This window comes from Streptomyces sp. NPDC005811, assembly GCF_040630405.1.
Taxonomy (GTDB): domain Bacteria; phylum Actinomycetota; class Actinomycetes; order Streptomycetales; family Streptomycetaceae; genus Streptomyces.
In genome coordinates, this window is record NZ_JBEXXK010000059.1 from 64215 (window position 1) to 73198 (window position 8984).

General features: G+C 72.9%; 6 protein-coding genes and 1 pseudogene. 6 read left to right on the top strand and 1 reads right to left on the bottom strand.

What is annotated here, in order from left to right; genetic code table 11:
- The first annotated feature begins 76 nt into the window (after positions 1-76).
- Positions 77-1630 carry a hypothetical protein gene (locus ABZ490_RS42595; RefSeq protein ID WP_359003098.1) on the top strand — a complete coding sequence of 518 codons (1554 nt, stop codon included), beginning with the start codon at positions 77-79 and terminating at the stop codon, positions 1628-1630.
- A gap of 150 nt (positions 1631-1780) precedes the next feature.
- Here the strand turns inward: ABZ490_RS42595 and ABZ490_RS42600 are convergent, their stop codons facing one another.
- Positions 1781-2431, bottom strand: coding sequence for a GntR family transcriptional regulator (locus tag ABZ490_RS42600; protein ID WP_359003100.1), 651 nt, complete (start codon positions 2429-2431; stop codon positions 1781-1783).
- Between the two features lie 155 nt (positions 2432-2586).
- Here ABZ490_RS42600 and glyA point away from each other — a divergent pair, with 155 nt between their 5' ends.
- From glyA to ABZ490_RS42625, 5 genes and pseudogenes are all read left to right on the top strand, one after another.
- Complete coding sequence (gene glyA / locus ABZ490_RS42605) at positions 2587-3870, top strand: serine hydroxymethyltransferase (protein WP_359003102.1); 1284 nt, start codon at positions 2587-2589, stop codon at positions 3868-3870.
- Complete coding sequence (locus ABZ490_RS42610; protein ID WP_359003104.1) at positions 3867-5087, top strand: sarcosine oxidase subunit beta family protein; 1221 nt, start codon at positions 3867-3869, stop codon at positions 5085-5087. Before glyA ends, ABZ490_RS42610 begins: the two co-directional genes overlap by 4 nt.
- 20 nt (positions 5088-5107) lie before the next feature.
- Positions 5108-8211 (top strand): annotated as a pseudogene (locus ABZ490_RS42615) (sarcosine oxidase subunit delta family protein).
- Positions 8201-8794 carry a sarcosine oxidase subunit gamma family protein gene (locus ABZ490_RS42620; protein WP_359003106.1) on the top strand — a complete coding sequence of 198 codons (594 nt, stop codon included), beginning with the start codon at positions 8201-8203 and terminating at the stop codon, positions 8792-8794. The pseudogene ABZ490_RS42615 and the gene ABZ490_RS42620 overlap by 11 nt, the downstream one beginning before the upstream one ends.
- Positions 8791-8984, top strand: a 194-nt coding sequence (locus ABZ490_RS42625; protein WP_359003108.1) for an ACT domain-containing protein, incomplete at its 3' end; no start/stop codon positions are given. The genes ABZ490_RS42620 and ABZ490_RS42625, both read left to right, overlap by 4 nt.

An 8984-nucleotide genomic window follows, 5' to 3' on the forward strand; every position in this document is an offset into this window, starting at 1 on the left:
TGTCACGCCTCGCTCTGTGCGGTGGGGCGGACACGGACCGTGAAGGAACGGCGCGAGGGAAAGGAAGCGGGCGAGGATGACGGAGGCCACGGCTAGCGAGCCGGACGAGCGGGTACTGGGGCGCCGGTGGACGGTGCGGCTGGACCCGGCCGGCCGTGGCAGCACGGCGGTGCGCGTCTCGTGCAGCCGCCCCGCCTGTGCCGAGCAGCGACTGCCGTCCGCGGCCGCCGGCCGCGCGGCCGCGGTCGAACACCTCAAGTCCCATCTGCGGGCGGTCGCGGAGCCCCGGGCCGGGGCGTACTGCGCGTGCCGGGCCGAGAGCTGCCGTACGCATCTCTCGCCCGCCGACCGGCAGCCGGGCGGCCAGCCCTGGCGGTGCGGCGGAGCGGTCGTCCTGGCCGTGGTCGGCGACCGGCAGGGCCGCTGGTGGCAGGCGATGGAGTGCTGTGCCCGCTGCGCGGCCGCGACGCCCGGCGCGAAGGTCGTCACCACCACCCCGGTCCCCTCCGGACCGGCCGGCGACCGCCCGTCGACCGCCCCGGCCGGAGCGCCACGGTTCTCCGACACCACGCCACCCTCGGCCGGCCCGCGCGGCGTGCCCGCGCCCCGCTCCTCACCCGCGCCGCACCCCCGTCCGCACGGGAGGATCGCCCAGCGGATCGTCCCGCACGAGCTGCGGCCCACGCCCCTGAGGGACGAACTCACCGCACTCGGCGACCAGTTCCGCGCGTACCAGAAGCAGCCCGAACCCGATCTGGCGCTGCTCGCCGACCTCCATGAGCGCAAGGCGCGCGCGTTCACCACCTGGGCCGAGGTCACCGGTGACACCACGCTGCGGCGGGAGGCGCAGCGCGCCGAGCAGGCCGCCGCCGCGGCCCGCTCCCAGCACCTCCAGCGCACCGGTCTGGGCGCGGACGCCGACGGACCGGCCGTCAGCCGTGTGCTGAACGTGCCCGCGCAGTGGGAACACGTACGTTCCGTCCTCACGTACGTGGCCGAGCACAGCCCGCTGCCGGGACCGGACGCCCGGCTGCTCGTCCTGATGCTGACCCTGCGCACCGCGCACGGCGGGACCGGCAATGTCGTCGGCCAGGACATCACCGCGCTGGGTCTGACGGAACCGCCGGACCTGGTCGAGGAGCTGATCGACTGCGGATGGCTGGTCGTCCCCGGCACCGCCGAGGAACTGCTCGCCGCCCGGCCGGAGAGCCCCATCGCCGTCACCGTCCCCTCCCTGGCGCTGCACGAGGACGGCTCCGGGCCGTTCGCGTTCGGCAGGAAGACCCGGCCCCGGCTCAGCGGCTGGGCCCAGAAGATCGTCTCGGACAAGAAGCTCCGCAAGGCCGGGGCCACCGCCGGCACCCGCCTGCTCGCCCTGACCCTGGCCACCCACACCGACGGCTCGGGCCGCCTCGGCACCGACGACCGGGGCATCGCCCTGGGGACCCTCACCACCGCGATCCCGGTGGATCCCGGCGCGTTGCGGCAGCTGCTGGACCAGCTCACGGCAGCGGCCTGGCTCACCGAGGCCACCCTCACCGACACCCACCTCACAGGACACCTCACAGAACGCGTCCTCCCCCTCACCTGCCCGATCCGCCAGACGGAGGAGGCGGATCGGGCAGGGTAGCGTCCGGTGCTCCCGCAGGCCCAAGTCGTCGTCGACCATGAGGCGGCTCCGCCTGGAGCGGACCGCCTGACGGTCGGCACCTTGCCTCACCGGCCCGCCCGAGCAGTCCGGCCGCACGCCCGAGCAGGTCACCCCCGGCTCCCGGGAAGCTCAGAGCAGAGAACGGATCGCCGTCTCGAAATGCTCCACGTGCTCGGCGGCCAGCGCCGCCGCGCGGTCCCCGTCCCCCGCCAGGACCGCGCGCACGAGCGGGCCGTGCTCGCCCACATGGCCGGCCAGCCCGGGGAGGCGGTCGAGGAACAGGCACCAGATCCGCGTGGCCAGGTTGTCGTAGCGCACGAGGGTGTCCTGGAGGAAGGGGTTCGCCGTCGCGGTGTACAGCGCCCGGTGCAACCGGAGGTCCAGGGCGAGGAGTTCGCCGACCTCCCGCCCCGCGGCCGCGTCCAGCTCCTCCAGGAGTCCGCCCAGTACGGCCCGGTCCGCCGCGCCGGCCCGGCGCGCGGCGCAGTCGGCCGCCAGCGGCTCCAGCCGCAGCCGCACCTCGGTGAGGTGGCCGAGGTCGGTGATCTGCACCTCGGAGGCGAATGTGCCGCGTCGCGGGTAGGAGACCACGAGCCGGTCGGCCTCCAGTCGCTTGAGCGCCTCACGCACCGGTGTGCGTCCGACGCCCAGCTCCGCCGCCACCTGCTCGTCGTTGATGGGCGTCCCGGGGGCGATCTGCAGCGTCACCAAGCGGTCGCACAGGGCCCGATAGGCCCGCTCGGCCAGGGTGAGCCCGCCCTCCGCCACCGCGACCGACATGTGCGCCCTCCTCGCCGAGACCGGATCCCCTCACGCTAGCACGATTGATATATCAGTCAGGCGCCCGACTCCTTGACGGCCGACCCGAACTGCACCTACAACTGATATACCAGTCGTACGGCTCTCGTACGCTCCTAGTCCTCCAAGGGGACCGCATGAGCTTCTCCCAGCCGCTGACCCTGTTCGACCCCGAGGTCGCCGCCGCGGTCGACGCGGAGCTCGAGCGCCAGCAGTCGACGCTGGAGATGATCGCGAGCGAGAACTTCGCGCCGGTCGCGGTGATGCAGACCCAGGGCTCGGTCCTGACCAACAAGTACGCCGAGGGCTACCCCGGGAAGCGCTATTACGGCGGCTGTGAACACGTCGACACCATCGAGCAGTTGGCGATCGACCGGGTCACCGCCCTGTTCGGCGCCGAGGCGGCGAACGTCCAGCCGCACTCCGGCGCCCAGGCGAACGCCGCCGCGATGTCCGCCCTGCTCCAGCCCGGCGACACGATCCTCGGCCTGGACCTGGCGCACGGCGGCCATCTCACCCACGGCATGCGGCTGAACTTCTCCGGCAAGCTCTACGACGTCATCCCGTACCACGTGCGCGAGTCCGACCTGCGCGTCGACATGGACGAGGTCGAACAGCTCGCCCTCGCCCACCGCCCCAAGCTGATCGTGGCCGGCTGGTCGGCCTACCCCCGGCAGCTGGACTTCGCCGAGTTCCGCCGGATCGCCGACAGCGTGGGCGCGTATCTGATGGTGGACATGGCGCACTTCGCCGGTCTGGTGGCCGCGGGACTGCACCCGAGCCCGGTGCCCTACGCGGACGTGGTGACGACCACCACCCACAAGACCCTGGGCGGTCCCCGGGGCGGTGTCATCCTGAGCCGGGCCGCGCTGGCCAAGAAGATCAACTCGGCGGTGTTCCCCGGTCAGCAGGGCGGCCCGCTGGAGCATGTGATCGCCGCCAAGGCGGTCGCGTTCAGGATGGCCGCGAGCGAGTCCTTCCGCGAGCGGCAGCAGCGCACGCTGAAGGGCGCGAAGATCCTCGCCGGGCGGCTGCTGGCCGACGACGTGGCCGAGGCCGGCATCACGGTGCTGACCGGCGGCACCGAGGTCCATCTGGTCCTGGTCGACCTGCGCCACAGCCCCCTCGACGGCCGCCAGGCCGAGGACCGGCTGCACGCGGTCGGCATCACCGTCAACCGCAACGCCGTCCCCTTCGACCCGCGGCCGCCCATGGTGTCGTCCGGGCTGCGGATCGGCACCCCCGCCCTGGCCACCCGTGGCTTCGGCGAGGCGGAGTTCCGCGAGGTCGCCGACATCATCGCCCACACCCTCAAGCCCGAGCAGCTCTCCGCCGAACAGGCCGAGTCGCTGCGCGGCCGGGTGGCGAAGCTCGCCGCCGCGTTCCCCCTGTACCCCGAGCTGAACGGAGCCGCGGCATGACCGGCACGCCGCTTCCGGACCACCCGGACTTCCTCTGGCGCAACCCCGACCCCAAGCGGTCGTACGACGTGGTGATCGTCGGTGGCGGCGGGCACGGTCTGGCCACCGCCTACTACCTGGCCAGGAACCACGGGATCACCAACATCGCGGTGCTGGAGAAGGGGTGGCTGGCCGGCGGGAACATGGCCCGCAACACCACCATCATCCGCTCCAACTACCTGTGGGACGAGAGCTCCGGCATCTACGAGCACTCCCTGAAGCTGTGGGAGACGCTGGAGGAGGACCTCGACTACCCCATCCTGTTCAGCCAGCGCGGCGTGCTGAACCTCGCGCACACCCTCCAGGACATCCGGGACAGCAAGCGCCGGGTCCACGCCAACCGGCTCAACGGCATCGACGCCGAGTGGCTGGAGCCGGACGAGGTCGCCAAGGTCTGCCCCATCGTCAACATCGACCCGGACGTGCGCTACCCGGTGCTCGGCGCCACCTACCAGCCGCGCGCCGGCATCGCCAAGCACGACTACGTCGCCTGGGGCTTCGCGCGGCGGGCCGACGCGTACGGCATCGACCTGATCCAGAACTGCGAGGTCACGGGCATCGACGTGACGGACGGCCGGGTGACGGGCGTACGGACCACGCGGGGGAACATCGCCGCCGGCAAGGTGGCGCTCGCCGGCGCGGGACACACCTCCGTGCTCGCCGAGATGGTGGGCCTGCGGCTGCCGTTGCAGAGCCACCCGCTCCAGGCGCTCGTCTCCGAGCTGCTGGAACCGGTGCACCCGACGGTCGTGATGTCCAACGCCGTCCATGTGTACGTCTCCCAGGCGCACAAGGGCGAGCTCGTCATGGGCGCCGGCATCGACAGCTACAACGGCTACGGCCAGCGCGGCGCGTTCCACATCATCGAGCGCCAGATGGCGGCCGCCCTGGAGCTGTTCCCGGTGTTCGCCCGCGCCCACATGCTGCGCACCTGGGCCGGCATCGTCGACACCACCCCGGACGCCTCCCCCATCGTCGGGCTCACCCCGGTCGAGGACCTGTACCTCAACTGCGGCTGGGGGACGGGCGGGTTCAAGGCCACCCCGGGCGTCGGCTGGTGCTACGCGCACACCATCGCCACCGGCGAACCCCACCCGTACAACGCGCCCTTCGCCCTGTCCAGGTTCGTCACCGGCGCGCTGGTCGACGAGCACGGCGCGGCCGCCGTCGCCCACTGACACCCCTCCCGGAGACACCGATGCAACTCATCGCCTGCCCCTGGTGCGGCGCGCGCGAGGAAGCCGAGTTCCACTACGGCGGACAGGCGCACGTCCCCTACCCCGCAAGGCCTGCCGACCTCGACGACGAGCAGTGGGCCCAGTACGTCTTCTTCCGCGACAACCCCAAGGGCCCGTTCGCGGAGCGGTGGATGCACGCCGCAGGATGCCGCCGCTGGTTCAACGCCCTGCGCGACACCGCCACCCACCAGTTCCTCGCGGCCCCTCGCGCGGGCGCCGACGGTCAGGAGGCCGGCGCATGAGCAACCCGTTCCGTATCGACGGCTCCGGCTCCGTGGACCGCGGCACGACCCTGTCGTTCACCTTCGACGGATCCGCGTACACCGGCCACCCGGGCGACACCCTCGCCTCGGCGCTGCTGGCCAACGGGGTCCACCACGTGGCCACGAGCATCACGTACGGGCGGCCCCGCGGCATCATGACCGCCGGGGTCGAGGAGCCCAACGCGCTGGTGCAGATCGAGGCCCCCTTCCCCGAGCCGATGCTCACGGCCACCACCGTGGAGCTCTACGACGGGCTCGTCGCCCGGGGTCTGAGCGGCCAGGGCCGGCTGAGCAGCCGGCCCGACCCGGCCCGGTACGACACCGTGCACGCCCACTGCGACGTGCTGGTCGTCGGCGCCGGTCCGGCCGGTCTGTCCGCCGCCCTGACCGCGGGACGGGCCGGCGCCCGGGTCGTCCTCGTCGACGAACTGCCCACGCCCGGCGGCTCGTTGCTCGGCACCCGGGAACTCCTGGACGGCGCGCCCGCCGCCGCCTGGGTCACCGCCGTCACCGACGAGCTCGCGGCGCTGCCCGACGTCCGGCTGCTCCGGCGGACCACCGCCATCGGCTCCTACGACGACGGTCTCGTCCTCGCCCTGGAGAAGCGCACCGACCACCTCGGCGCGGCCGCGCCCGCCCATGTCTCCCGTCAGCGCGTCTGGCGCATCCGGGCCCGCCAGGTCGTGTTCGCCACCGGCGCCTACGAGCGGCCGATCGCGTTCGACGACAACGACCGCCCCGGCATCATGCTCGCCGGGTCCGCCCGGACCTACCTCAACCGCTTCGGCGTCCTCCCCGGCCGCGAGATCGCCGTGTTCACCACGAACGACAGCGCCTACCGCGCGGCGGTCGAACTCGCCGACGCCGGTGCCCGCGTCCACACGGTGATCGACGCACGGCAGGACGTGCCCGCCCACTGGCGCGAGGCGTGTGCCGCGCGTGGCATCGAGGTCCGGGCCGGCCAGGTGGTGACCGGGACGACCGGCACCGAGCGCATCGACGGCGTACGCCTCGGCTCCGCCCACCTCGGCTGCGACCTGCTGCTGGTCTCGGGCGGCTGGAACCCGGCGGTGGCCCTGTTCAGCCAGGCGCGGGGACAGCTCCGCCACGACGCTGGGCTGGGCGCCTTCGTTCCGGCGGCCGCCCTGCAGACGGTCCGTACGGCGGGTGCCGCGAGCGGGGTCCTCGGTCTGGCCGGCGCTCTGGCGGACGGCACGGAGGCGGCCCGGCAGGCCCTGTCGGCGCTCGGCAGGACCACCCCGCCGGTCGAGCTGCCGGCCGTCGCCGACGAGCCCGCGGACGTACCGGGCACGGTGCTCTGGCGGGTGCCGAGCACTCAGGACGACTCCCTCCAGTTCGTCGACCTCCAGCGCGACGGGACCGTCGCGGACGTCCTGCGGGCCACCGGGGCGGGTCTGACGTCGGTGGAGCACGTCAAGCGGTACACCACCATCGGGACCGCCCACGACCAGGGCCGTACCTCGGGCGTCCTCACCTCCGGGATCGTCGCCGAGGCGCTGGGCGTGGACATCGCCGAGCTGGGCACCCCCCGGCTCCGGCCGCCCACGTTGCCCGTGGCGTTCGCCGCGTTCGCCGGACGCAACCGCGGCGAGCTGTTCGACCCGGTCCGGGTGACGTCCCTGCACGGGTGGCACGTCGAGCACGGCGCGCTCTTCGAGAACGTCGGCCAGTGGAAGCGGCCGTGGTACTACCCCGTCGGCGGGGAGACCATCGAGGAGGCCGTGCTGCGGGAGTGCCGGGCGACCCGTGCGGGCGTCGGCATGATGGACGGCTCCACCCTCGGCAAGATCAGCGTCCAGGGCCCGGACTCCGGGGAGCTGCTGGACCGGCTCTACACCAACGTGATGAGCTCGCTGAAGGTCGGCCGGGTCCGCTACGGCGTGATGTGCGGTGTCGACGGCATGGCGCTCGACGACGGCACCGTCCTGCGCCTGGCCGAGGAGGAGTTCCTGGTCACGACGACCACCGGCAACGCCGCCAAGGTGCTGGACTGGATGGAGGAGTGGCTCCAGACGGAGTGGCCCGACCTGCGGGTCCATCTCACCTCCGTCACCGAGCACTGGGCGACGATCCCGCTGGTCGGGCCGCGCTCGCGCGACGTCCTGGCCCTGGTGGCGCCCACCCTCGACGTGAGCAACGACGCCTTCGGGTTCATGACCTGGCAGGACACCGTCGTGGCGGACGTGCCCGCCCGGGTGGCCCGGATCAGCTTCTCCGGTGAACTCGCCTACGAGGTCAACGTCCCCGCCTGGTACGCGCGCACGGTGTGGGAGGCCCTGTACGCGGCGGGCGGCCCCTTCGGCATCACGCCGTACGGCACGGAGACCATGCACGTGCTGCGCGCGGAGAAGGCGTACCCGATCATCGGGCAGGACACCGACGGCACGATCACCCCGCAGGACCTCGGCATGGCCTGGGTGGTGTCCAAGAAGAAGGAGGAGTTCGTCGGCAGGCGGTCCTTCGACCGGGCCGAGAACCGGCGCACCGACCGCAAGCAACTGGTGGGCCTGCTGCCCGTCGACGAACGCACCCTGCTGCCGGAGGGCGCGCAGATCATCGCGACCGAGACCGTGCCGGCGCCGCCGGTGCCCATGCTCGGGCACGTCACCTCCAGCTACCGCAGCGACGCCCTGGGCCGCACCTTCGCGCTCGCCCTGCTGCGCGGCGGCACCCGGCGCGTCGGCGAGACCCTCTACGTCCCGCTGGAGGACCGCACCGTCGCGGTGACCGTGACCGACCCCGTGCTCTACGACAAGGAGGGAACCCGCCGTGACGGTTGACGCCCCCGCCCGTTTCAGCCCGCTCGCCGACTGGCAGGAGGCCTTCGGCCGGCTGCCCGACGGCTTCCAGGTCCGGGAGCTGCCCTACCTCACCCAGCTCACCCTGCGGGTGACCGCGGACAGCCCCGCGGCGAAGGCGGTCGAGTCGGTGCTCGGCCTCCGGCTGCCGTCCGCCTCGCGCGCCGCGATGTCCGACGAGGTCAAGGCCCTGTGGCTGGGCCCCGACGAATGGCTGCTGGTCGCGCCGGCCGACACCGGTGACGAGCTGATCGGGCGACTGAGGTCGGCGATCGGCGAGGAGTTCGCCACCGTCACCGACGTCTCCGCGCAGCGCACGGTGCTGTCCCTGCGGGGCGGCCTCACCCGCGAGATCCTGGCGCAGGGCTGCGCGATCGACCTGGACCCCCGGGTGTCCCCCGTCGGGTCCTGCCACACCACCCTGCTCGCGCAGACGGGGATCACGCTGGTCGTCCGGGCCGAGGCCGCCACCAGCGCGTGGCTGCTGGTCCGTTCCTCCTTCGCCCCGTACGCGGCGGCGTGGCTGGTCGACGCGGCGACGGAGTACACCGGAGGGACGGAATGACCGCCATGACCGCCATGAGCAACCGGTTCGTCCTGACCCTGAGCTGCCCCGAGCGCCCGGGCATCGTCAACGCCGTGACGGGCTTCCTCGTCCGGCACGGCTGCGACATCACCGAGCACCAGCAGTTCGACGACCCCGACCACGGCCGGGTCTTCCTGCGCACCGGCTTCACGAGCACCGACGCGACGAT